The organism is Pseudomonas sp. MWU347, from assembly GCF_017947305.1.
Taxonomy (GTDB): domain Bacteria; phylum Pseudomonadota; class Gammaproteobacteria; order Pseudomonadales; family Pseudomonadaceae; genus Aquipseudomonas; species Aquipseudomonas putida_A.
Window position 1 is genome coordinate 86,933 of record NZ_JAFGZB010000015.1, and the last position, 22,080, is coordinate 109,012.

Sequence of the window (22,080 nt, forward strand, 5' to 3'; positions counted from 1 at the left end):
TTCGGTGGCTCAGGTCAAACGTATCCGTCGTAACGTCAGCGGTATCATCCTGCTCGACAAGCCGCTGGGGTTCACCTCCAACGCCGCGTTGCAGAAGGTTCGCTGGTTGCTCAACGCCGAGAAGGCCGGTCACACCGGCAGTCTCGACCCGCTGGCCACCGGTGTATTGCCGCTGTGCTTTGGCGAGGCAACGAAGTTCTCGCAGTACCTGCTCGATTCCGACAAGGGTTACGAAACCCTGGCGCAACTGGGCAAGACCACTACCACGGCGGACGCCGAGGGTGAGGTTTTGCAGGAGCGCCCGGTGACCGTTGGTCGCGCCGATGTCGAAGCGGTTCTGCCGAAATTTCGTGGGCAAATCAGTCAGATACCGCCGATGTACTCGGCACTCAAGCGTGACGGTCAGCCGCTGTACAAGCTGGCCCGTGCAGGCGAAGTAGTGGAGCGCGAACCGCGTTCTGTTACTATTGCGCGCTTGGAATTGCTGGCCTTCGAAGGCGATACTGCGCGTCTTGCGGTGGATTGCAGCAAGGGCACCTATATCCGCACCCTGGTGGAGGATATCGGTGAGCAACTCGGTTGTGGTGCGTACGTCGCGGAACTGCGTCGTACCCAGGCCGGGCCTTTCACCCTGGCGCAGACCGTGACCCTCGAAGAGCTGGAAGCGGTACATGCCGAAGGCGGCAACGAAGCGGTCGACCGCTTCCTGATGCCATCGGACAGCGGCCTGCAGGATTGGCCGCTGCTGCACTTCTCCGAAGCGAGTGCGTTCTACTGGCTCAACGGCCAGCCGGTACGCGCCCCGGATGCTCCGAAGTTCGGCATGGTACGGGTACAGGATCACAATGGTCGCTTCATCGGTATCGGTGAAGTGAGCGAAGACGGGCGCATCGCGCCGCGTCGACTGATTCGGTCAGAATGACCGAACGAGTGTGGCTGTTAACAGGCACGGTCACTACTCATTTATAGATACAGGGATTTGTCCCTGGCCTGTTGAAACTGTTTTTGAAACAGTTTCCTGATAAAAGGATTGCCTCATGGCTCTCGACGTTCAAGAAAAAGCTCAAATCGTTGCCGACTACCAGCAAGCTGTTGGTGATACTGGTTCGCCAGAAGTGCAAGTTGCACTGCTGACCGCCAACATCAACAAACTGCAAGGTCACTTCAAGGCCAACGGTAAAGACCACCACTCCCGTCGTGGTCTGATCCGCATGGTAAACCAGCGTCGCAAGCTGCTGGATTACCTGAAAGGCAAAGATCTGAGCCGTTACAGCGCTCTGATCGGCCGCCTGGGTCTGCGTCGCTAATCAGCGATTGCGCTATGAGGTTGGTTGTCTGTCAGGCATCAGCGGTTTTCCGCTGGTGGCTGGCAGGCTCCCAGCCTCAAGTTTTATCTGCACTACCGTTTTACCTGGACAGTCAGCGGGCCGATTCCCGACATTGCCCAAGAATTTCGCAAGAAACCAGTTCCCCCAAGAGCCACAAAGAAGGTAGGACACCGTGAACCCGGTAATCAAAAAATTCCAGTTCGGTCAGTCGACCGTTACCCTCGAGACTGGCCGTATCGCCCGTCAGGCCTCCGGCGCAGTATTGGTCACCGTTGACGACGACGTCAGCGTATTGGTGACCGTAGTCGGTGCCAAGCAAGCCGATCCAGGCAAGGGCTTCTTCCCTCTGTCCGTTCACTACCAGGAAAAGACTTACGCTGCCGGTAAGATCCCTGGCGGTTTCTTCAAGCGTGAAGGCCGTCCTTCCGAGAAAGAAACCCTGACTTCCCGACTGATCGACCGTCCGATCCGTCCGCTGTTCCCGGAAGGCTTCATGAACGAAGTGCAGGTTGTCTGCACCGTCGTTTCCACCAGCAAGAAGACCGATCCGGACATCGCTGCGATGATCGGTACCTCGGCTGCCCTGGCCATCTCGGGCATTCCGTTCGACGGCCCGATCGGCGCCGCCCGCGTCGCTTTCCACGAAAGCACCGGCTACCTGCTCAACCCGACCTACGAGCAGCAAGCTGCTTCGAGCCTGGACATGGTCGTTGCCGGCACCTCCGACGCCGTACTGATGGTTGAATCGGAAGCCAAAGAGCTGACCGAAGACCAGATGCTGGGCGCGGTACTGTTTGCTCACGACGAGTTCCAGGTGGTGATCAACGCCGTCAAAGAACTGGCCGCTGAAGCTGCCAAGCCAACCTGGACCTGGGCTCCTGCTCCAGAAGCCACCGAACTGCTGGGCGCGATCCGTGCCGAGTTCGGCGAAGCGATCTCCCAGGCTTACACCATCACCGTCAAGGCTGACCGCTACGCACGTCTGGGCGAGCTGAAAGACCAGGTCGTTGCCAAGCTGTCCGGCGAAGAAGGCCAGCCTTCTGCTGCTGACGTCAAAGCCGCTTTCGGCGAAATCGAATACCGCACCGTTCGCGAAAACATCGTTAACGGCAAGCCACGTATCGACGGCCGCGACACCCGCACCGTACGTCCGCTGAACATCGAAGTCGGCGTTCTGCCGAAGACTCACGGTTCGGCGCTGTTCACCCGTGGCGAAACCCAGGCCCTGGTCGTTGCGACGCTGGGTACCGCCCGTGACGCACAGCTGCTGGACACCCTGGAAGGCGAGAAAAAAGACCCGTTCATGCTGCACTACAACTTCCCTCCGTTCTCGGTGGGCGAGTGTGGTCGCATGGGTGGCGCTGGTCGTCGTGAAATCGGTCACGGCCGTCTGGCCCGTCGTTCGGTTTCGGCCATGCTGCCAGCCGCTGACGTGTTCCCGTACACCATCCGTGTGGTTTCGGAAATCACCGAATCCAACGGTTCGAGCTCGATGGCTTCCGTTTGCGGCGCTTCCCTGGCCCTGATGGACGCTGGTGTGCCAATGAAGGCGCCGGTTGCCGGTATCGCCATGGGTCTGGTTAAAGAAGGCGAGAAGTTCGCCGTCCTGACCGACATCCTGGGTGACGAAGACCACCTGGGCGACATGGACTTCAAAGTAGCCGGTACCGCCAAAGGCGTTACCGCGCTGCAGATGGACATCAAGATCAAGGGCATCACCGAAGAGATCATGGAAATCGCTCTGGGCCAAGCCCTGGAAGCGCGCCTGAACATCCTCGGCCAGATGAACCAGATCATCGGCCAGTCGCGTACCGAACTGTCGGCCAACGCTCCGACCATGATCGCGATGAAGATCGACACCGACAAGATCCGTGACGTTATCGGTAAAGGTGGCGCGACCATCCGTGCGATCTGCGAAGAAACCAAGGCTTCGATCGACATCGAAGACGACGGCTCGATCAAGATCTTCGGCGAAACCAAGGATGCCGCAGAGGCTGCTCGTCAGCGCGTTCTGAGCATCACTGCAGAAGCCGAGATCGGCAAGATCTACGTCGGCAAGGTTGAACGCATCGTCGACTTCGGCGCATTCGTCAACATCCTGCCGGGCAAGGACGGTCTGGTGCACATCTCGATGCTGAGCGACGCTCGCGTAGAGAAAGTCACCGACATCCTGAAAGAAGGCCAGGAAGTGGAAGTGCTGGTACTGGACGTGGACAACCGCGGCCGTATCAAGCTGTCCATCAAAGACGTGGCAGCGGCCAAGGCTTCGGGCGTTTAATCAGCCCACAGCTTTAGCGCAATGAAATGCCCCGCCGTGAAAACGGCGGGGCATTTTTTTGTCTGCGAAATGCCGGGACAGGCTTTGAAGTTGCCGGACTTCAAGACCGGTGCTAGGTTTAGCCCACCGCCCGTGTAGCTCAGCCGGTAGAGCAGCGCACTCGTAACGCGAAGGTCGCAGGTTCGATTCCTGTCTCGGGCACCATCCTCCTCATTCCCCGATTTGTGTCTCCCAGGTCAAAGTTTTTGTGCGAGAGATGTAAAGAGCCGTGTAATTCGTCATGCAAACGTCCTATATTCGGTGCCTGCATGAGCATCGCTTAGCAGTTTTCAGATGATCCCGAATGGTTCCGAAGGCCGGACAATCCGCGTCAGAGAGATCCTTGATGATCCAGATCCATCCTCCATTCTTACGATCAGCGAGAACGCCATGACCGAATTAACTCAAGAGCAACGACACGAACAAGCGTTGGCAAAGTACATTCTGGACGTACCGGACTTGAAAGAAGAGATCAAGGACCTGAGCCCTGATGATCAGAAAGATCAGATCCAGTGGGCGTTCGAGGACGAAGCCGAAGCCCAGGGCTTGCAGCCGTGGGAGCTGACGCTCAAGTACACCAGCACCCCTGAAGAGTTTGAGGCCAAGCGCCTGGAGCTGCACAAGGAGGCGGCCGAGGTGTTGGGCGTCGAGTGGGACGAGTACTGCGAGATGAACAATCTGGTGGTCTGAAACAAAAACGCCAGCCTCAACCGGGCTGGCGTTTTTTATGGCGTGACAGCCTCAGAGGCTCAGACGCATCGACAGGTCCACCGCCTTCACATCCTTGGTCATCGCACCGATCGAGATGTAGTCCACCCCGGTCTCGGCGATCGGCAGCAGCGTGCTTTCGTTGATACCGCCGCTGGCCTCCAGTTTGGCCTTGCCGCCATTCAGGCGCACGGCTTCGCGCATGTCATCCAGGCTCAGTTCGTCGAGCATGATGATGTCGGCGCCGGCAGTCAGCGCTTCCTTCAGCTCTTCCAGACTTTCCACTTCGACTTCCACCGGTTTGCCCGGCGCGATCTTGTGCGCGGCAGCAATGGCTTGCGCGATGCCACCGCTGGCGGCGATGTGGTTTTCCTTGATCAGGAACGCGTCGTAAAGGCCGATGCGGTGGTTGTGGCAACCACCGCAGGTCACCGCGTATTTCTGCGCCAGACGCAGGCCCGGCAAAGTCTTGCGGGTATCCAGCAGCTTGACCTGGGTTTGCGCCACGAAGTCCGCCAGATATTGCGCACGCGTGGCCACGCCGGACAGCAGTTGCAGGAAGTTCAGCGCGCTGCGTTCGCCAGTCAGCAACGAACGGGCCGGGCCCTCCAGATGAAACAACGGCTGGTTGGGTTTGACCCGTTCACCGTCCCGTACCTGCCAGTGCACCGCGACGCGCGGATCGAGCTGGCGAAACACCGTGTCGACCCACGCCGTGCCGCAGATAACCGCCTCGTCGCGAGTGATGATGGTGGCTTTGGCCAGACGTTCGGCCGGGATCAGTTGTGCGGTGATGTCGCCGCTGCCGACATCTTCGAGCAACGCACGGCGCACGTTGGCTTCGATTTCGGCGGTCAGATCGGCGAGACGTAGATTCGGCATAACGGGCTCCACAAACTAAGTGCGCCGATTATAGGGGCATGGCGAGAGCCAACCCAAGGCGAGAACGCGCGTGCCTGACTGCAATTGGTCGATTTTCTGTGAGCAAAGCGCCGTTTTTCGTGGTCACTGGAAGGTGTCGCGGGCATAGGGGAAACCCTGACGGCTATAGCGCCGGTGACAAGTTTTGCAAGATAATCCGCCTTGCATTTGACGTCATGGCTTTGACGCCGATGTGGGAGCGGGCTTGCTCGCGAAAGCGGTTTGTCAGTGACAGTTTTGGCGAACGACACACCGCTTTCGCGAGCAAGCCCGCTCCCACAGGGAATTGCGCGGTAAATGCCCAGTGAAATCACCGTTTCAGGAGGCTTGGATGCACAACGACGGGAATGTAGTGCCTTTGCACAAGGCCGCTACCGATCAGGCGAATCATTCGCCGCTCGCCCGCCTGCCTGTGATTCTGCTTCAGGTCCGCGACAAGGCCGCCCAGCAACTGCGCCACGGCTTGCAGGAATTGTTCGATAACGCAGACGACACCCTGTTCGAAATGGCTGACCGGGCGCGTAATGACGTCGAACAAAACATCTTTTTCGAAGCCATGCGCGACCTGCGCCTCAAGCGCAAAAACATCGAGCGGGGTTTTCTCGAGCAATTCTTCGAAGCCTTTGTCGCGCTGATTCAATACGAAGTCGTGCAACCCACATTGTCCGGCACGCTGATATTCGAGGATTCGGCACCGCGTACCGATGACATGGAGCGCAGCGTGGCGGTCGAGACAATGGTCGGGCTGGTGCTCAAGCGTGATGGCTTTGCTCTTGATCAACTGACTGCGCGGCTCAACGTGTTGCTGGGCAAGGATTTCGATAACCATCACAACCCGCTCGGCCCGGCGATGCTCTGCGAGTTCTTTCTGCAGGCCGGACGTAACCTGGGCGTGGAGATCAAGGTCAAGCTGATCCTGCTCAAGCTGTTCGAACGCTACGTGCTGGCCGATACCGAGCAGTTGTATGCCGAAGCCAATCAATTGCTGGTCGCCACCGGCGTGTTGCCTGAGTTGAAACCGGCCCCCGCACGCCGCGCAATCGAGCGTGCGGCAGCAAGCATCAGCAGCGAAGATAGTGACGAACCCGCGCCCGCCGATGAAGGCGTGCAGGAAGTCTTCGCCGCGTTGCAGGAACTGCTGCTGCACGTGCGCGGCAGCGTCGCGCCGACCCTGGAGCCGAGTGCGGCGGCGCAACCGATCAGCACCCGCGATCTACTGCGCCTGCTTTCACACTTGCAGCAATACGTCCCGGCACTGGCGGCGCAGGACGATTTCGATCTGCGCAATCAGCTTGAGCAGCTGCTGACGCGGGTCAGCGTGAGGAGCGGCAAATCACGCATTGTCGACGGCGCGGATGAAGACGTGATCAACCTGATCGCCATGGTCTTCGATTGCATCCTCGAAGACCGTAACCTGCCGGATTCGCTCAAGGCGTTGATCGCGCGTTTGCAGATTCCGATGCTCAAGGTGGCAGTACTCGACAAGAGTTTCTTCAGCCGCAGCAGCCACCCGGCGCGGCGCCTGCTCAATGAAATCGCCGATGCCGCCATGGGCTGGGGCGATTGCAATGGCGAGGCGCGTGACAGCCTGTATCTGCGCATCGAACAAGTGGTGCAGCGCCTGTTGAGCGACTTCGTCGACGACCCGGCGATTTTCTCCGAGTTGCTCGCCGATTTCCTGGCGTTCACCAGTGATGAGCGGCGGCGCAGCGAGTTGCTGGAGCAGCGTTTGCGCGATGCCGAGGAAGGGCGGGCGAAAACTGAACTGGCTCGGCAGCGAGTCGAGCATGTGCTGAACCAGGCGTTGCTGGGTAAAGTCCTGCCGCCGTCGGTGGTGACCTTTGTGCGTGATGCGTGGAGCAAAGTGCTGCTGCTGACCTGCCTCAAACATGGCGACCACTGCGCTGAATGGCAGGCCGATGTGCAGACCATGGAGCAATTGATCTGGAGCGTACAGCGTCACGACGAGGTGGACGCCGATCTGCAGTTGCTGGCGCTGGTGCCAGGGTTGCTCAAATCATTGCGTGATGGCCTGAGCAGTTCGGCGTTTGATCCGTTCGCCACCAGCGAATTTTTCAGCGAGCTGGAAGCGCTGCATGTGCGGGTGCTTGAACCGCTCACCGAGCAGCCGCCGGCCGATGCGCCGGCGTTGGTGGAGGTGTCGCAGCACATCACCCTGCGTAGCGCCGACGAGGGCGCGATCGGCGTGAATGCCAGCGGCCTGGCGCATGACGACCCGGGGCTGCGTCAGTTGGAGCAACTGCGCCTGGGCAGTTGGGTGGCGTTCCAGGAAGACGACGAGCACAGCCTGCGCTGCAAACTGGCAGCGATCATCGAAGCCACCGGCAAATACGTGTTTGTCGACCGCACCGGGATGAAGGTGCTGGAGCGCAGCCGCGTCGAGCTGGCCCTTGAGTTCCGCCGTGGCGCGGTGCGGGCGCTGGATGACACCTTGCTGTTCGATCGGGCGCTGGAGTCGGTGCTCGGGAATCTGCGGCGACTCAATCGCGGCAAGTGATCGCGCGCCGGGGCCCGATCACGGCATACTGGGCGCCAACACAGTCGGCGTTGAAGGAATCGGTATGCAGTTGGATCCCGCTAGCGGGTGGTGTCATGGGGTACAGGTCTGCCCATCGCCCAACTTCAATGAACGCCCTGCGGGCGAAATCTCCCTGTTGGTGATCCACAACATCAGCCTGCCGCCGGCGCAGTTCGCCACCGGCAAGGTGCAGGAATTTTTCCAGAATCGTCTGGATGTCACCGAGCATCCCTATTTTGCAGGGATTGCCGACCTGCGCGTCTCGGCGCATTTTCTGATCGAACGTGACGGCAGCGTCACCCAGTTTGTCTCCTGTCTTGAGCGGGCGTGGCATGCTGGCGTGTCGATGTTCGAAGGCCGGGAAACCTGTAACGATTTTTCCGTGGGCATCGAGCTCGAAGGCACTGATGATCTGCCCTTTACCGATGCGCAGTATCAGGCGCTGATCACGTTGACGCGTCAGCTGCAAACAGCATTTCCGGCTATCACCGGCGCCCGTATCTGCGGGCACAGCGACATCGCACCCGGGCGCAAGACCGATCCTGGCCCGGCATTCGACTGGGCGCGTTACCGCGCAGCCCTGGCACAAGAGGAAGGACAATGAGTTTTCTGGTGTTACTGCTGGCGGTCTGGATCGAGAAATTCTCGGCCCTGCGCCATCGGGTTCAACGCGATGGCGGATGGATCCGCGAACTGCACAAACTCGAAACCAGCGCGCGCCTGGCCCAGCGACCATGGCTGGTGCTGACGATTCTGGTGTTGCTGCCGGTGGCGCTGCTTGCCTTGTTGCTGGTGGTACTGGAACCCGTCGCTTACGGCTTGCTGGCGCTGCCGGTGCATTTGCTGGTGGTGATTTATGCGCTGGGGCGCGGTGATCTGCTCGGCGGTCTCGGGCCGTTTCGTGACGCCTGGCGTCGCGAAGACCTGCAAGCGGCCGCGCATGTGGCCAAGCGTGATCTGGATATCTGCGCCGACAGTGGTGAGCAATTGCTGGATCGGGTCCAAGGGCACCTGTTGTGGCAGGCCTATCAAAGTTTCTTCGCGGTGATCTTCTGGTACTTCGTGCTCGGTCCGGTCGCGGCGCTGGCTTATCGCTTGCTCGCATTGGCGGAAGAACACAGCCAGAACCCGGCGCTCGCCGAACGTGCCGGACAGTTACGTCACGCCTTTGACTGGTTGCCAGTGCGCTTGCTCGCCGCCAGTCTGGCTCTGGTCGGCAATTTCGTCGCGGTCAGCCGGGTGATGTTGCATGAGCTGCTGAACTGGAACATCAGCGCCGCGCAGTTGATCAACAAGGTCGGGTTGGCTGCGGGTGAGATCCCGCCGCCGGTGGTCGGGTCTGAAGGCATCAACACTCTCGACTGCCTGTGGGAACTGCTGCTGCGCGCGGCGGTGTTGTGGTATGCCGGGTTTGCCTTGTGGACAGTGTTGATTCACTGATACTCGCCCGTGAAATTCATTGTGGTGAGGGGATTTATCCCCGATGGGGCGCGCAGCGGCCCCAATATCTTAATGGGGCTGCTGCGCAGCCCATCGGGGATAAATCCCCTCGCCACAGGTCAATGACCGGCGCAGAGTAGTCGTTAACCTTAAGTTACAAAACCTCCCCTCGATTTGAGCTATACAGAGACAGCGCCCGATAGTGGCTATCTGCTGTCGCCCCGCACCTGCCAATAAAAACAAGAAAAGCCAAGGGAGACTTCCAGTGAAGAGCTTGCTCTATCCCGCCGTCTCGCTGATGAACCGTCTGAGCTTCGGCATGAAGTTCAGCTTGATCAGCGTGCTGTTCCTGGTGCCGATGCTGGTGACCAATTTTTATCTGGTGCGCGATTCCTATCGCGAATTCCAGGGCACCCGGGTCGAATTGCAGAGCCTCGATCTGCTGGGCAGCAGCCTGAGCCTGCGCCGGGATCTGGAAACGCTGAACAATCTGGTGCAGATCAACGTCACCCTCGGCCAGTCCGGCAAAGCCGACAACCTCGAAGCGCAGATCAGCAGCCTGGAGCAATCCGTGCTGGCGCGCCTGCAAGGTTTGCAGGCGATGACCGACGATCCCGAGCAGATCAAACTGTTCGACGGCAAACGCGATGAAATGATCAGCGCGTTCAAGGCTCAACAGGCGGAAAGCTCCCTGCAAAGCAAAAGCGCGATGATCGGCAAACTGCTCGGCAATGCGCAGATCTTCAGCCAGATCGTCACCAGTCAGGCCGGTCTGAGCCGCGACAACCAGAGCGACATCCGCCAGCTCAGCGAGCTGCTCACCAACATCACTCCGGCCGTGACCCAGACGCTTGGCGAAGGTCGGGCCATCGGTTCGTATTCGTTGGGGCAGGGCTTTCTCAACAGTTCGTCGAGCAGCCGTTTCGACGAGTTGCTGGCGCAGATCGAAAAGCTCCAGGCTGAATACGCGTTGAAACTGCAGGACGCCCTCGACTCCAGCCAGGCCGCGCGCGCCAGTCTCAGCGCGCCGGCCGACAGCAGCAAGGCTTCGCTCAAACAGGCCAGTGAACTGTTTGAGGCGAAAGTCGTGGTGGCCGAGACCCTCGATACCCCGTGGCAGGCGTTCTACGATCAGGTCACCGGGCTGATGGCGCAGACCTACCAGCTCAATGACGCGACCCTGAAATTTCTCGATACCCAACTGCAGCAGCGCCTGGCGCAAAACCGCACGCACATGGTGTTGCAGGCGGTGGCGCTGGCGGTGGTGTTCGTGCTGATTTTCTATCTCTACGGCGGGTTCTACGCCTCGACCCGCACCACGCTCAAGCGCCTGGGCGCGATGATGGACAAGGTCGCGGCCGGTGACATGACGGTCAACTTCAAGGCCAACAGCCGCGATGAACTCGGCGAGCTGGGTGAGGTGTTCAACGGCACCGTGAGGAAAATCCATGACCTGATCGAGCGAGTCGGGCAGACCGTGGCTGAGGTCGAGCGCCAGGCCGGGCAGGTGGAAACTGTCTCGGCGCAAAGCAATCAGGCGGTGGCCGGGCAGCGCACGCAGATCGAGCAAGTGGCGACCGCGATGAACCAGATGTCGGCGACCTCGCTGGAAGTTGCACGCAGCGCAGCGGCAGCGGTCAGCAGCGCGCACAGCGTCAACGATGAAACCGTCAGCGGTCGCACACTGGTGGAGTCGCAGCAGGGCAGCATTGCTGCGCTGGCCAGTGAGATCGATCAATCGGTGCTGGTGATCAACCAGTTGGCCAGCGACAGCCAGTCGATCAGCCGCATGCTGGAAGTGATCAAGAGCATTGCCGAGCAGACCAACTTGCTGGCGCTCAACGCCGCCATCGAAGCCGCCCGGGCCGGAGAGCAGGGCCGGGGATTTGCGGTGGTGGCGGACGAAGTGCGTACGTTGGCCAAGCGCACCCAGCAATCGACCGAAGAAATCGAGCAGATGATCAGCAAGCTGCATGGCGGCGTGGGCGCGGCGGTGAAAGCCATGGGCATTAGCCATCAGATGGCCAACGGCACGGTCGGGCAGTCGGAAAAGGTCCAGCAGGCGCTGGAAAACATCCTCGGCGCGGTAGGCATGATCGTTGATCAGAACCAGCAGATCGCCGCCGCCGTGGAGCAACAGACTGCCGTGGCCCATGACATCGACCAGAACATCGTCGAGATCAACCGTGCTGGCGAGCGCACGGCCCAGGGGGCGCACCAGACGGAGGACGCCAGCCGGGCACTGTCAGCGCAGGTGGTGGAACTGAAACAGCTGATCAGCGCGTTCCGCGTCTGATCGAGCGCGAATGCTGTAGGAGTGAGCCTGCTCGCGATGGCGATGTGTCAGTCAACTCAATGGTTGCCTGATACACCGCGATCGCGAGCAGGCTCACTCCTACAAGGGCGGTAATGTCAGAACATTTTGTAATGCATTGATGCTTACGCTTGTAAGCCAATTCCTGTTTTCTTCCGGCGGCTGGCTTTTCGTCATTATTGAGCCAGTATCCCTGATCAGTTAGTTGCGCTGAGGAGGCCGCGAATGTCCGTTGTAACCCTGGGAGTTCAGGGCCGTTGTGCTCATTGCCAGACCACGCAGGTGCTCAAACCCTGGCAACTCAATGCCATCGCAATCAATGAACCGTTTACCTGCAATCACTGCCAGAAAACCCTGGAGTTGCGCTGTCCGGTGCAGATCAAACGCTTCAAGTCCCTCGATTCGCTGGGATTGCTGCGCTTCAGCGCGTCGGTAACCGTGTGCACTGCGCTGCTGGTGGCGTTGGTCATGGAATGGATCGGGCTGCTCAGCGTGACGGAACAGTTGAATGCGTCGTTGATCGTGATTTTTATCTACTTCGCACTGGCACGCTTTGTCCGTCAACGTCAGCACATGACCTTGATTCTCGAAGCGGCCAAGGTCCACGGCGACTGATTACCAGCCGAACACTTCGCAGCTGTTGGCGGTGCTGGCGGCGGCCAGTCGTTCTGCACTGACATTCATCAACTCGGCCAGTGCTGCACAGATCGCCGGCAAGTGCGCAGGGGTATTGCGTACTCCGGGAAACATCGCCGGGGCCATGTCCGGGGAGTCGGTTTCCAGCACGATCGAATCGAGCGGCAGATCCGCCAGTACCCGATGCATGCGCAACGCCTGCGGCCAGGTCGGCGCGCCGCCCAGACCCAGTTTGAAACCGAGCTTGATGTATTCGCGTGCTTCTTCGCGGCTGCCGGCGAACGCGTGGATGATGCCCGCGCGCTTGAGCTTGAAGCGCTTGAGCGTGGCGATCACCGCGGCGTGGCTGCGGCGCACGTGGATCAGCGCCGGCAGTTCGAAATCTGCCGCCAGTTGCAGCTGCGCGTCGAACAGCGCCTGCTGGCGTTCGCGGTCGAGGGTCTCGATGAAGTAATCCAGACCGATCTCGCCAACCGCACACAGCTGCCGATGGCCACGTAACCGGGTCAGCCAGTCGCCGAGTGCGCTTAAATCTTCGGGTTGATGCTGATCGAGGTACACCGGATGCAGACCAAATGCCGCGTACAGGTCGGCATCGCTCTGCACCAGCTCCCACACCCGTTGCCAATTGCCCTGATAAACCCCCAGCACCACCATCCGCCGCACCCCGAGGGCGCGGCTTTCGGCGAGCAAGGCTGAGCGATCGGCGTCGAAGTCGGGGAAGTCGAGGTGGGTGTGGCTGTCGATCAGCTCCACGGTTCAGTCCCGATGAATACGCTGCTTGAAGGTACGGGCGATGGCCTGCACGCCAGGCTTGTATTGCGATTGCTCGACGGCGGCCAGCGCCAGTTCCAGCGCCTTGTCGGCGATCAACTGGTGCTGCTGGGCCATGGCGTTGACCGGCAGCGGCAGAAAGTCGAGCAATTGCGTGTCACCGAAGGTGCCCAGACGCAGCGGGCGGGATTTGAGCGGGAAGTCATGCAGCGCATCGAACACGCCCTGCAACAGCACGTAGGACGTGGTCACCAGCGCATCCGGCAAATGCCCCAGGCGTTGCAGGAGTTCTTCCATCAGTTGCTTGCCGCATTCACGGCTGAAGGACTCGGCGTGCTCGATCAGCACTTCGCCTTTGAAGTCGACCAGTGCCTGCTTGAAGCCGGCAGCACGTTCCTGACTGATGCTCAGCTCCGGACGTGCGCCGAGCAGCACGATCTGTTTCGGCTGCGGGTTGAGCAGGCTTTGGGTCAGGTGCAGGCTGGCTTCGCGGTCGTCACTGATCACCGAGCAGAAGTGCTCGGGTTCCATGACCCGGTCGATGGCGATGATCGGCAAGCCCTTGGCCTGCAACTGGCGGTAGCTGTCGTCACCGGCCGGCAGGCAACTGGCGACGATCAGCGCATCGCAACGGCGCGCCTTGAACAGTTGCAGCAACTGGCGCTCGCTGTCCGGCGCATCGTCGGAGCTCGCAATCAGTAACTGATAACCCCGCGCCCGCGCGCCTTGCTCCAGCAGTTTGGCGATCCGCGCGTAACTGGGGTTTTCCAGGTCCGGCAGAATAAAACCCAACGTGCGGGTGTGCCGACTGCGCAACCCGGCCGCTTGCGGGTTGGGGGTGAAGCCGTGCTGTTCGACGACCGCACGCACCCGCTCGACCGTGGCGTTGCTGATGCGTTGCTGTTCGGCCTTGCCGTTGATGACGTAGCTGGCGGTGGTCACGGACACTCCGGCCAACCGCGCGATATCACTGAGTTTCAACCCGGGATTTCCTTGTTTTTTCGAGCTTGCCGCCACATTTTCGCCAATCCTACCCGATTCGGGCAGACGACTATTGTCGCAGCGCATCCGACAAGTTGGACTTCAAGGATGAGACATTATCGAGTAACGTGCCGATCAATCTAGATTAAACGTTTCAGCAAGCGTATTTTCTACGTTTTAGACGCCTTTGGCCGGTTCTGCCGTGAAACCGCCAAAACTGCCGCTGAAAAGCAGGCTGACCAGCGCCTAAGCTGTGACCATTCAAAACAATATCCTGGCGCATCCATGTGCCAAAAAGGAGATCGCATGCTCGAGCTCACTATAGAGCAGATATCCATGGGCCAATCGGCTGTGGATAAACCCGCCGCCCTGCAATTGCTTGCCCATCACCTGGTGGCCGATGGCCTGGTCGCCGATGGCTACCTCGCTGGATTGCAGGCCCGGGAAGCCCAGGGCTCGACCTTTCTCGGCCAAGGTATCGCCATCCCCCACGGTACGCCCGAGACCCGCGATCAGGTATTCGCCACCGGCGTGCGGCTGATGCAGTTTCCCGAGGGCGTGGATTGGGGCGATGGTCAGATCGTTTATCTGGCGATCGGCATCGCCGCCAAATCCGACGAACACCTGCGCCTGCTGCAACTGCTGACCCGCGCCCTCGGCGAGACCGATCTGGGCCAGGCCCTGCGCCGCGCCAGCTCGCCGGAAGCGCTGCTGAAACTGCTGCAAGGCGCGCCACAGGAACTGGCGCTGGATGCGCAGATGATCGGCCTTGGCGTGTCGGCTGACGATTTCGAAGAACTGGTCTGGCGTGGCGCACGACTGCTGCGGCAGGCCGATTGCGTGAGCAACGGTTTTGCCGGTGTGTTGCAGCAGGTCGAGGCGCTGCCGCTGGGCGATGGCCTGTGGTGGCTGCACAGCGAGCAAACTGTGAAGCGCCCGGGCCTGGCGTTTGTCACCCCGGACAAACCGATGCGTTATCTCGGCCAGCCGCTCAGCGGTCTGTTCTGTCTGGCCAGTCTGGGTGAGGCGCATCAGGCGCTGCTCGAACGTCTGTGCGCGCTGCTCATCGAAGGGCGCGGCCATGAATTGGGCCGGGCCACCAGCAGCCGCAAAGTCCTCGAAGTGCTCGGCGGCGAACTGCCCGCCGACTGGCCGAGCGCACGTATTGCCCTGGCCAACGCCCACGGTTTGCATGCACGTCCGGCGAAGATTCTTGCGCAACTGGCGAAGAGTTTTGACGGTGAAATCCGCGTGCGCATCGTCGACAGCGCGGACAGTGCAGTGTCGGTGAAAAGCCTGAGCAAATTGCTGAGCCTCGGCGCCCGTCGTGGTCAGGTGCTGGAGTTGATCGCTGAACCGAGCATCGCTGCTGACGCCTTGCCTGCATTGCTGGCCGCTATCGAAGAAGGCCTCGGCGAAGAAGTCGAACCGCTGCCGGCCGTGAGTCAGCAACGCGAAGTCATCGCCGATATCGCCGAAGTGCTGATCGCCCCGGCGTCCGGCGCGCAGTTGCAGGCGATCCCTGCTGCACCGGGCATCGCCATCGGCCCGGCGCACATTCAGGTGCAACAGGCTATCGATTACCCGTTGCGCGGCGAGTCCGCCGCCATCGAGCGCGAGCGCCTCAAGCAAGCGTTGAGCGATGTGCGCCGTGACATTCAGGGTCTGATCGAACGCAGCAAGGCCAAGGCGATTCGCGAGATTTTCATCACCCACCAGGAAATGCTCGACGACCCGGAACTGACCGACGAAGTCGACACCCGTCTCAAGCAAGGCGAAAGCGCCGAAGCGGCGTGGATGGCGGTGATTGAAGCAGCGGCCAAACAACAGGAATCGCTGCAGGACGCGTTGCTCGCCGAGCGGGCGGCGGACCTGCGTGACATCGGGCGCCGGGTGCTGGCGCAACTCTGTGGTGTGCAGACGCCGAACGAGCCGGAGCAGCCATACATTCTGGTGATGGACGAAGTCGGCCCATCCGACGTGGCGCGGCTCGATCCGGCGCGGGTAGCGGGGATTCTCACCGCGCGCGGCGGCGCCACCGCGCACAGTGCAATCGTCGCCCGTGCTCTCGGGATTCCTGCGCTGGTCGGAGCTGGCGCTGCGGTGTTGCTGCTGGAACCGGGCACGCCGTTGCTGCTCGACGGCCAGCGCGGTCGCCTGCACGTCGACGCCGATGCCGCGACCCTGCAACGCGCCGCCGAAGAACGCGACACCCGCGAGCAGCGCCTCAAGGCTGCCGCCGAACAACGCCATCAACCGGCGCACACCACTGACGGTCACGCCGTGGAAGTGTTCGCCAACATCGGTGAAAGCGCCGGTGTCACCGCCGCAGTGGAGCAGGGTGCCGAGGGCATCGGCCTGCTACGCACCGAACTGATTTTCATGGCTCACCCGCAAGCGCCAGACGAAGCCACTCAAGAGGCCGAATACCGTCGCGTTCTCGATGGCCTCGCCGGGCGGCCATTGGTGGTGCGCACCCTTGATGTCGGCGGCGACAAACCGCTGCCGTATTGGCCGATCACCAAGGAGGAAAACCCGTTCCTCGGCGTGCGCGGCATTCGCCTGACCTTGCAGCGTCCGCAGGTCATGGAAGCGCAGCTACGCGCCTTGCTGCGTTCGGCGGACAACCGTCCGCTGCGGATCATGTTCCCGATGGTCGGCAGCGTTGAAGAGTGGCGTCAGGCCCGCGACATGACCGAGCGTCTGCGCCTGGAAATCCCGGTCGCGGACTTGCAACTGGGGATCATGATCGAAGTACCGTCCGCTGCATTGCTGGCGCCGGTATTGGCCAAGGAAGTCGACTTCTTCAGCGTCGGTACCAACGACCTGACGCAATACACCCTGGCCATCGACCGTGGTCATCCGACGCTTTCGGCCCAGGCTGACGGCCTGCACCCGGCGGTGCTGCAACTGATCGACATCACCGTGCGCGCCGCGCATACCCATGGCAAATGGGTCGGCGTGTGCGGCGAGCTGGCGGCGGATCCGCTGGCGGTGCCGGTGCTGGTCGGCCTCGGTGTCGATGAGCTGAGCGTGTCCGGGCGCAGCATCGCCGAGGTCAAGGCGCGCATCCGCGAACTCAGCCTGACCCAGGCGCAAACCCTTGCTCAACAAGCCCTCACCGTGGGCAGCGCGAACGAAGTGCGTGCATTAGTGGAGGCCCTGTAATGGCCAAGATTCTCACCCTGACCCTCAACCCGGCGCTGGACCTCACGGTTGAGCTGCCACGCCTGGAGGCCGGTCAGGTCAACCGCAGCGACGAGATGCACACCCATGCCGCCGGCAAGGGCGTGAACGTCGCCCAGGTACTCGCAGACCTCGGGCATCAACTGACGGTCAGCGGCTTTCTCGGCGAAGACAATCTGCAAGCCTTCGAAACCCTGTTCGCCAAGCGCGGTTTTGTTGACGCGTTCATCCGTGTGCCGGGGGAGACGCGCAGCAACATCAAGGTCGCCGAGCACGACGGGCGCATCACCGACATCAACGGCCCGGGACCGGTGGTCGACGCGGCGGCGCAGCAGGCGTTGCTCGAGCGTCTGCTGCAGATCGCCCCGGGGCATGACGCGGTGGTGGTCGCCGGCAGTCTGCCGCGTGGCGTCACCGCGCAGTGGTTGCGCGAGCTGATCGAACGCCTGAACGGCCTCGGTCTGAAAGTCGCCCTCGACAGCAGCGGTGAAGCCTTGCGTGCGGCGATTGAAGCGCGCCCGTGGCTGATCAAGCCGAACACCGAAGAGCTCGCCGATGCGCTCGATTGCGATGTGGTTTCGCACGCCGCCGAAGCTCAGGCTGCGGCGTGCCTGCACACCAAGGGTATCGAGCACGTAGTGATCTCCCACGGTGCCGACGGTGTGAACTGGTTCAGCGTCGGCTCGGCGCTGCATGCCACGCCGCCCAAGGTTACGGTCGCCAGCACAGTGGGTGCCGGTGACTCGTTGCTGGCCGGCATGCTCCACGGTCTGCTCAGTGCCGATACGCCCGAGCAGACCCTGCGCACGGCCACGGCGATTGCCGCGATGGCGGTGACGCAGATCGGTTTCGGCATCAACGATGCGGCGCAACTGGCGCAGCTCGAACAGGGCGTACGCGTGCGTCCCCTGACAGAACAATAAGAGGGTTTGTCATGAAATTAGCCATTGTCACGGCCTGCCCGAACGGCATGGTCACCAGTGTGCTGTGCGCCCGCCTGCTCGATGCAGCGGCCCAGCGTCAGGGCTGGAGCACCAGCGTTGAAGTGGTCGATGCGGCGCACCCGGAGCGCGAATTGTCGGCTGCCACCATTGAAGCGGCGGAGTGGGTGTTGCTGGTCGCCACCGGTGATGTCGACATGCGCCGTTTCGTCGGCAAGCGCGTGTTCCGCATCGCCCCGGCGCAAGCGCTGCAGGATGTCGAAGCGGTGCTGCGCCGTGGTGCGCAAGAGGCCGAAGTTTACCTCGCCAGCGAAGCCGTCCCGGTTGCCGCTGCGCCACGTGCGCCACGCATCGTCGCCATCACTGCGTGCCCGACGGGTGTTGCCCACACCTTCATGGCGGCCGAGGCGTTGCAGCAGACGGCCAAGCGTCTGGGCTATGAACTGCACGTCGAAACCCAAGGCTCGGTCGGCGCGAAAACCCCGCTCAGCGCAACGGCGATTGCCGAGGCTGACGTGGTGTTGCTGGCGGCCGACATCGAAGTCGCCACCGAGCGTTTTGCCGGCAAGAAAATCTACCGTTGCGGCACCGGCATTGCCCTCAAGCAATCCGAAGCGACGCTGAAAAAAGCCCTCGCCGAAGCTCAGGTGGAGAGCGCTGCGAGCGACGGCAAGGCGCCGGCCAAGCAAGAGAAAACCGGCGTTTACAAACACCTGCTGACCGGTGTTTCGTTCATGCTGCCGATGGTGGTGGCCGGTGGTCTGATGATCGCCTTGTCGTTCGTCTTCGGCATCACCGCGTTCAAGGAAGAGGGCACGCTGGCGGCAGCGCTGATGCAGATCGGCGGCGAAACCGCGTTCAAGCTGATGGTGCCGCTGCTCGCCGGTTACATCGCTTACTCGATAGCCGACCGTCCGGGCCTGGCGCCGGGGATGATTGGTGGCTTGCTCGCCAGTACGCTGGGCGCCGGGTTCATCGGCGGGATCGTCGCCGGTTTCATCGCCGGTTATGCGGCCAAGTTGATCAGTCGTTATGTGGCGTTGCCGCAGAGCCTTGAAGCGCTGAAACCGATTCTGATCATTCCGTTGTTCGCCAGCCTGATCACCGGTCTGGTGATGATCTACGTGGTCGGCAAACCGGTTGCCGGGATGCTTGCGGCGCTCACGCATTTCCTCGACAGCATGGGCACCACCAACGCGATTCTGCTCGGTGTGTTGCTCGGCGGCATGATGTGCGTCGACCTCGGCGGGCCGATCAACAAAGCCGCGTATGCGTTTTCGGTGGGGCTGCTGGCTTCGCAGAGTTATGCACCGATGGCCGCGACCATGGCCGCCGGCATGGTGCCGCCAATCGGGCTGGGCATTGCCACTTTCATTGCTCGCCGCAAGTTTGCCCAGACCGAGCGCGAGGCCGGTAAAGCGGCGCTGGTGCTGGGGCTGTGCTTCATCTCCGAAGGGGCGATTCCGTTTGCCGCCAAAGACCCGCTGCGGGTGATTCCGGCGAGCATCGCCGGTGGTGCGTTGACTGGCGCGTTGTCGATGTACTTCGGCTGCAAACTGATGGCGCCGCACGGTGGCTTGTTTGTGCTGGCGATCCCGAATGCGATCAATCATGCGTTGCTGTATCTGCTGGCGATTGTCGCGGGAAGTCTGTTGACGGCCGTTGTCTATGCGACGGTCAAGCGTCCGGAAGCCGTTGAGTTGGCGCTGGAACCGGCGAAGGCTTAACTGGCTCCACAGAACCCTGTGGGAGCGAGCTTGCTCGCGAAAGCGGTGTGTCAGCGAATAAGATTTCGACTGATAGGACGCATTCGCGAGCAAGCTCGCTCCCACATGGGTTGTGTGGTGTGTCTGGTGTCATTTCCGGGTCATGTGAGCGTGCTTAAGTTTTCCTTTTTTCAGGGAGAACACGCATGAGCGATTTCAATCCGGGGCGTCGGCGGGTCATGCAGGTGGTCGGTGCCGGGCTGCTGATGCCGGGGCTGGCGCCGGCGGTCATCGCGTCGGTCAAGGATCGGCCGCAACTCACCGACGGCGTGCAGTCCGGCGACTTGCAAGGCGACCGCGCGATGATCTGGAGCCGCAGCGATCGCCCGGCACGGATGGTGGTCGAGTGGGACACCCGTAGCCAGTTTCGCCACCCGCGCCGTGTAGTCTCGGCACTGGCCGATGCGCGCACCGACTTCACCGCCCGCGTCGAACTCACCGGGCTGCCCCCTGATCAGGCGATTTTCTACCGGGTGTATTTCAAGGACGCACAATCCGGCGTCGCCAGCGAGCCGTGGCTCGGCCATTTGCGCAGCGCTCCGAAGGCGCGGCGCAATATCCGTTTCGTCTGGAGTGGCGACACCGTCGGCCAGGGCTTCGGCATCAACCCGGACATCGGCGGCATGCGCATCTACGAATCCATGCGCCTGCGCCTGCCGGACTTCTTTATCCACAGCGGCGACACCATCTACGCCGACGGCCCGGTGCCGGCACAACTGACCACCGAAGGTGGACGTATCTGGCGCAACCTCACCACCGAGGCCAAGAGCAAAGTCGCGCAGACCCTTGACGATTATCGCGGCAATTATCGCTACAACCTGATGGACGAAAACATCCGCCGTTTCAACGCCGAAGTCCCGCAGATCTGGCAGTGGGACGACCACGAAGTGGTCAACAACTGGTCGCCGGGCAAGCAGCTCGACGAGCGTTATCAGGAAAAAGATATCCACACCCTGGTCGGCCGCGCGCGCAAGGCCTGGCTGGAATATTCGCCGATGCGTTTGCAGGCGGCAGACGGCGGCGGACGGATTTATCGCAAGCTCAGCTACGGGCCGATGCTCGATGTGTTCGTGCTCGACATGCGCAGTTATCGCGGGGCCAACGACGACAACCTCGGCGCGGCCAAACCGTTTTTGGGGCGCGAGCAACTGGACTGGCTCAAGCGTGGCTTGAAGCACTCCAAGGCGCAGTGGAAGGTGATCGCCGCCGACATGCCGATCGGCCTCGGCGTGCCCGACGGTGAAGTCAGCCCGGGCGTGGCGCGCTGGGAGGCGGTGGCCAACGGTGATCCCGGCCCGGCGCAGGGGCGTGAGCTGGAAGTCGCCGAGTTGCTCGGTTTTCTGCGGGCGCAGCAGGTGCGCAATTTCGTGTTCCTGACTGCCGACGTGCATTACTGCGCGGCGCATCACTACCACCCGAATCGCGCGGCGTTTCAGGATTTTGAACCGTTCTGGGAATTTGTCGCCGGGCCGCTGAATGCCGGGAGTTTCGGTCCTAATCCGCTGGACAAGACCTTCGGCCCGGAAGTGGTGTTCCAGAAGGCCCCACCCACGCAGAACGCTTCACCGTTTGCCGGCTTTCAGTTCTTTGGCGAGGTGAACATCGAAGGGCAGAGCGGGGAGATGAGTGTGGTGTTGCGGGATTTGAATGGGGTAGCGGTTTTCGAGCAGAAACTGCAGCCAGTTTGAAGATCAAAAACAATCCTCACCCCGGCCCTCCCGAAATGTCGGACCGCTTGGAGGGTGAGGGTGTTTTTCGATTCGCGGCAATTCTTGTGATTTGCTCCAGTACATCATCCATCTGCTGCATTACTTCGAGATTACTGAATCGCACAACTTCAATGCCCTGACGTTCCAGGAAAAGCGTCCGACGTTGATCGTGGATCAAGCCCGTTATTTCATAGTGTTGACCCCCATCCAGCTCAATCGCCAGTTTCAGCTCTACGCAGTAAAAATCCAGGACATAGGGCGGACATGGAAACTGCCTGCGGAATTTCAGATTGGCGACTTGGCGTGAACGAAGTTTTTGCCAGAGTAATTGTTCGCAATCGGTTTGGCTGCTGCGTAACTGGCGGGCGAACTGAGCGAGAGTGAGGCGATTTTGCATGCTTCACGATCCTTGTGAAGTGGCTGGAAATCTCACTGTAGACGAGGACCCTCACCCCAGCCCTCTCCCGGAGGGAGAGGGAGCCTACGGAGTTGTATCGAGTTGTACATCGACCTGAAAGAC

The 22,080-nt window shown here is 61.2% G+C and carries 17 protein-coding genes and 1 tRNA gene; 14 read left to right on the forward strand and 4 right to left on the reverse strand.

What is annotated here, in order from left to right; all coding sequences use genetic code 11:
- The first annotated feature begins 4 nt into the window (after nucleotides 1-4).
- The 5 genes from truB (at nucleotide 5) to KCG87_RS25730 (ending at nucleotide 4,335) form a co-directional block, all read left to right on the forward strand.
- On the forward strand, nucleotides 5-922 hold the full coding sequence (truB, locus tag KCG87_RS25710) for a tRNA pseudouridine(55) synthase TruB (protein ID WP_024011571.1): 918 nt from the start codon (nucleotides 5-7) through the stop codon (nucleotides 920-922).
- A gap of 115 nt (nucleotides 923-1,037) precedes the next feature.
- Nucleotides 1,038-1,307 (forward strand): 30S ribosomal protein S15, encoded by a 270-nt coding sequence (gene rpsO, locus KCG87_RS25715; RefSeq protein WP_003221553.1) that lies wholly within the window; start codon nucleotides 1,038-1,040, stop codon nucleotides 1,305-1,307.
- 193 nt (nucleotides 1,308-1,500) lie between these two features.
- Nucleotides 1,501-3,606, forward strand: coding sequence for a polyribonucleotide nucleotidyltransferase (pnp, locus tag KCG87_RS25720; protein ID WP_007961443.1), 2,106 nt, complete (start codon nucleotides 1,501-1,503; stop codon nucleotides 3,604-3,606).
- Between the two features lie 128 nt (nucleotides 3,607-3,734).
- Nucleotides 3,735-3,810 (forward strand) — tRNA-Thr (locus tag KCG87_RS25725).
- A gap of 225 nt (nucleotides 3,811-4,035) precedes the next feature.
- Entirely contained in the window at nucleotides 4,036-4,335 is a 300-nt protein-coding gene (locus KCG87_RS25730; protein ID WP_098967158.1) for a DUF6388 family protein, read from the forward strand.
- 51 nt (nucleotides 4,336-4,386) lie between these two features.
- On the opposite strand, the gene nadC is transcribed toward KCG87_RS25730, so the two are convergent.
- Complete coding sequence (gene nadC, locus KCG87_RS25735; protein WP_027610785.1) at nucleotides 4,387-5,235, reverse strand: carboxylating nicotinate-nucleotide diphosphorylase; 849 nt, start codon at nucleotides 5,233-5,235, stop codon at nucleotides 4,387-4,389.
- A gap of 370 nt (nucleotides 5,236-5,605) precedes the next feature.
- Between nadC and KCG87_RS25740 the strand changes: the two genes are divergently transcribed.
- The 5 genes from KCG87_RS25740 (at nucleotide 5,606) to KCG87_RS25760 (ending at nucleotide 12,182) form a co-directional block, all read left to right on the forward strand.
- Nucleotides 5,606-7,792, forward strand: coding sequence for a DUF1631 domain-containing protein (locus KCG87_RS25740; RefSeq protein ID WP_210559119.1), 2,187 nt, complete (start codon nucleotides 5,606-5,608; stop codon nucleotides 7,790-7,792).
- Nucleotides 7,793-7,856: 64 nt separating this feature from the next.
- Nucleotides 7,857-8,417, forward strand: a complete 561-nt coding sequence (gene ampD, locus KCG87_RS25745; RefSeq protein WP_003221563.1) for a 1,6-anhydro-N-acetylmuramyl-L-alanine amidase AmpD — start codon at nucleotides 7,857-7,859, stop codon at nucleotides 8,415-8,417.
- Nucleotides 8,414-9,253, forward strand: coding sequence for a regulatory signaling modulator protein AmpE (ampE, locus tag KCG87_RS25750; RefSeq protein WP_210559120.1), 840 nt, complete (start codon nucleotides 8,414-8,416; stop codon nucleotides 9,251-9,253). Before ampD ends, ampE begins: the two co-directional genes overlap by 4 nt.
- A gap of 265 nt (nucleotides 9,254-9,518) precedes the next feature.
- A complete protein-coding gene (locus tag KCG87_RS25755) occupies nucleotides 9,519-11,549 on the forward strand; it encodes a methyl-accepting chemotaxis protein (RefSeq protein ID WP_098967163.1) in 2,031 nt (676 codons plus the stop codon).
- Nucleotides 11,550-11,792: 243 nt separating this feature from the next.
- Nucleotides 11,793-12,182 carry a hypothetical protein gene (locus KCG87_RS25760; protein WP_098967165.1) on the forward strand — a complete coding sequence of 130 codons (390 nt, stop codon included), beginning with the start codon at nucleotides 11,793-11,795 and terminating at the stop codon, nucleotides 12,180-12,182.
- Here the strand turns inward: KCG87_RS25760 and KCG87_RS25765 are convergent, their stop codons facing one another.
- Nucleotides 12,183-12,959: a TatD family hydrolase gene (locus tag KCG87_RS25765; RefSeq protein WP_210559121.1), complete on the reverse strand. Its 777-nt coding sequence runs from the start codon at nucleotides 12,957-12,959 to the stop codon at nucleotides 12,183-12,185.
- A gap of 3 nt (nucleotides 12,960-12,962) precedes the next feature.
- A complete protein-coding gene (cra, locus tag KCG87_RS25770; RefSeq protein ID WP_096795320.1) occupies nucleotides 12,963-13,958 on the reverse strand; it encodes a catabolite repressor/activator in 996 nt (331 codons plus the stop codon).
- 306 nt (nucleotides 13,959-14,264) lie between these two features.
- Between cra and ptsP the strand changes: the two genes are divergently transcribed.
- The 4 genes from ptsP to KCG87_RS25790 all read left to right on the forward strand — a co-directional run bounded on the left by ptsP (nucleotide 14,265) and on the right by KCG87_RS25790 (nucleotide 21,539).
- Nucleotides 14,265-17,126, forward strand: coding sequence for a phosphoenolpyruvate--protein phosphotransferase (gene ptsP / locus KCG87_RS25775; protein WP_210559122.1), 2,862 nt, complete (start codon nucleotides 14,265-14,267; stop codon nucleotides 17,124-17,126).
- Complete coding sequence (gene pfkB, locus KCG87_RS25780; RefSeq protein ID WP_210559123.1) at nucleotides 17,126-18,067, forward strand: 1-phosphofructokinase; 942 nt, start codon at nucleotides 17,126-17,128, stop codon at nucleotides 18,065-18,067. The genes ptsP and pfkB overlap by 1 nt, the downstream gene beginning before the upstream one ends.
- Nucleotides 18,068-18,078: 11 nt before the next feature.
- Nucleotides 18,079-19,812: a PTS fructose-like transporter subunit IIB gene (locus KCG87_RS25785; RefSeq protein WP_210559124.1), complete on the forward strand. Its 1,734-nt coding sequence runs from the start codon at nucleotides 18,079-18,081 to the stop codon at nucleotides 19,810-19,812.
- 185 nt (nucleotides 19,813-19,997) lie between these two features.
- On the forward strand, nucleotides 19,998-21,539 hold the full coding sequence (locus tag KCG87_RS25790; RefSeq protein ID WP_210559125.1) for an alkaline phosphatase D family protein: 1,542 nt from the start codon (nucleotides 19,998-20,000) through the stop codon (nucleotides 21,537-21,539).
- Nucleotides 21,540-21,555: 16 nt separating this feature from the next.
- Here the strand turns inward: KCG87_RS25790 and KCG87_RS25795 are convergent, their stop codons facing one another.
- Nucleotides 21,556-21,957, reverse strand: a complete 402-nt coding sequence (locus tag KCG87_RS25795) for an endonuclease domain-containing protein (protein ID WP_210559126.1) — start codon at nucleotides 21,955-21,957, stop codon at nucleotides 21,556-21,558.
- Nucleotides 21,958-22,080: the final 123 nt, after the last annotated feature.

Coding starts and splice junctions, on each gene's coding strand:
- rpsO (WP_003221553.1), top strand. CDS start 1,038: ATGGCTCTCGACGTTCAAGAAAAAGCTCAAATCGTTGCCGACTACCAG.
- KCG87_RS25730 (WP_098967158.1), top strand. CDS start 4,036: ATGACCGAATTAACTCAAGAGCAACGACACGAACAAGCGTTGGCAAAG.
- nadC (WP_027610785.1), bottom strand. CDS start 5,235: ATGCCGAATCTACGTCTCGCCGATCTGACCGCCGAAATCGAAGCCAAC.
- KCG87_RS25740 (WP_210559119.1), top strand. CDS start 5,606: ATGCACAACGACGGGAATGTAGTGCCTTTGCACAAGGCCGCTACCGAT.
- ampD (WP_003221563.1), top strand. CDS start 7,857: ATGCAGTTGGATCCCGCTAGCGGGTGGTGTCATGGGGTACAGGTCTGC.
- ampE (WP_210559120.1), top strand. CDS start 8,414: ATGAGTTTTCTGGTGTTACTGCTGGCGGTCTGGATCGAGAAATTCTCG.
- KCG87_RS25760 (WP_098967165.1), top strand. CDS start 11,793: ATGTCCGTTGTAACCCTGGGAGTTCAGGGCCGTTGTGCTCATTGCCAG.
- ptsP (WP_210559122.1), top strand. CDS start 14,265: ATGCTCGAGCTCACTATAGAGCAGATATCCATGGGCCAATCGGCTGTG.
- pfkB (WP_210559123.1), top strand. CDS start 17,126: ATGGCCAAGATTCTCACCCTGACCCTCAACCCGGCGCTGGACCTCACG.
- KCG87_RS25785 (WP_210559124.1), top strand. CDS start 18,079: ATGAAATTAGCCATTGTCACGGCCTGCCCGAACGGCATGGTCACCAGT.
- KCG87_RS25790 (WP_210559125.1), top strand. CDS start 19,998: ATGAGCGATTTCAATCCGGGGCGTCGGCGGGTCATGCAGGTGGTCGGT.
- KCG87_RS25795 (WP_210559126.1), bottom strand. CDS start 21,957: ATGCAAAATCGCCTCACTCTCGCTCAGTTCGCCCGCCAGTTACGCAGC.